The organism is Candidatus Kurthia intestinigallinarum (genome assembly GCF_003991225.1).
Classification (GTDB): Bacteria; Bacillota; Bacilli; order Bacillales_A; family Planococcaceae; genus Kurthia; species Kurthia populi.
In genome coordinates, this window is the sequence record NZ_JTFC01000234.1 from 1 (window position 1) to 1,394 (window position 1,394).

At 30.9% G+C, this 1,394-nt stretch carries 2 protein-coding genes; one reads left to right on the forward strand and one right to left on the reverse strand.

Annotated elements, in window-relative coordinates:
- Window positions 1-386 (forward strand): DJ-1/PfpI family protein (locus QI30_RS20115; protein ID WP_126992171.1); only part of this gene is annotated, 386 nt, incomplete at its 5' end.
- A gap of 469 nt (window positions 387-855) precedes the next feature.
- Here QI30_RS20115 and QI30_RS20120 read toward each other — a convergent pair.
- Window positions 856-1,245 carry a hypothetical protein gene (locus tag QI30_RS20120; RefSeq protein WP_126992160.1) on the reverse strand — a complete coding sequence of 130 codons (390 nt, stop codon included), beginning with the start codon at window positions 1,243-1,245 and terminating at the stop codon, window positions 856-858.
- Window positions 1,246-1,394 lie beyond the last annotated feature (149 nt).

Below are 1,394 nucleotides of genomic sequence, written 5' to 3' on the forward strand. Positions count from 1 at the left end.
ATGAATTTGATGCACTTGCGATTCCAGGAGGTTTTGAAGAAGCAGACTTTTATGATGATGCCTTTAGTGAACAATTTGGTACAGTGATTCGTCATTTTAATGACCAACATAAGCCGATTGCTTCGATTTGTGTTGCAGCACTTGCTGTTGCTCATAGCGGTGTATTAAAAGAGCGACGCGCAACGACATACAATCACCCTACAAGTCAGCGTCTCGCACAACTTGCAACCTATGGTGTAGCTATTAGTAAAGATCGTATTGTAGTAGATGACAATATTATTACATCTGCTAACCCAAGTACTGCGATGGAAGTAGCTTTTACATTATTAGAAATGTTAACTTCATCAGATAATACGGAAAAAATAAAAGATTTGATGGGCTATTAAATAGCACTAATATAACAAGTAAATCAGTAATTAAAAGTGAAAAACCATTGAGTGTTAGTAATGATAGGACTCAATGGTTTTTTATTTACTTTACCTCTAAAAAAATACAATTTATTTTATAGAAGCTAATTATATTTTGTATGATTTTTCCATTAGAAAGATTAATTGCAGAAATATGCTTATTTTTAGATTCACTAATTATTTTTCTTTGAGTAGGAATACAAATGGTTAAGATTGACAATAGTAGATGATGCACTGATTTACGTCATTGAAGAGGGAAATTTCGGTTTCAGCGGTTTCGATGATATAACTTGATCCAGCTGCATCATGAGCGGAATGGAGCGTTTCAGCTTCAGCTGGAAAGAGATATAGTTTAACTAAGACAATGGTTAATTTATTTGTAGGCATAGAAATAGCATCTCGTTTGATTGATACATTTATCGTACCGAGTAGCCGATTTTGTCTACTCTTATTTATAGTTAACTTTATTTACTTGATTGGCCTTCAAAAGTTCAAATATATTTACAAAATCATCTAACATTTCCATCGTCAATTTAAAATCTGTTTCTTCATTTTTAACTTCTTCTCGATGAATCGAAGGAAGATCTGTTATTAATCGATTACGCGGACGTTCTGGTAATTTAAAATCTTTCTGATGAAAATAGAACTTATTCTCAATGCCATAAAGCTGCAGGATTTTTTCAATGTTGTTCAAAATATCTCCTTCACCATTTAACAGATTTTCGAAATCTTCTTTTGAAATATTTGTTTTTTCAATGAACCAACTATTTGAGCGTTGTGTAAAATTAATAAATTGCTGCAGGTTTTTAATAATAGTTTCTTTTGATTGATTATCCATTAGATTCCTTCCTTTACTGCGTAACATCATTTATATATTCTAAAAGTTTTGCCTTTCTTAAATGACGTCATTTATCTGAATTATAGATAAATTAGTTTTAAGACATTATAAATTCAAATTTTATCCATATTTAAAGATATCACAAAACG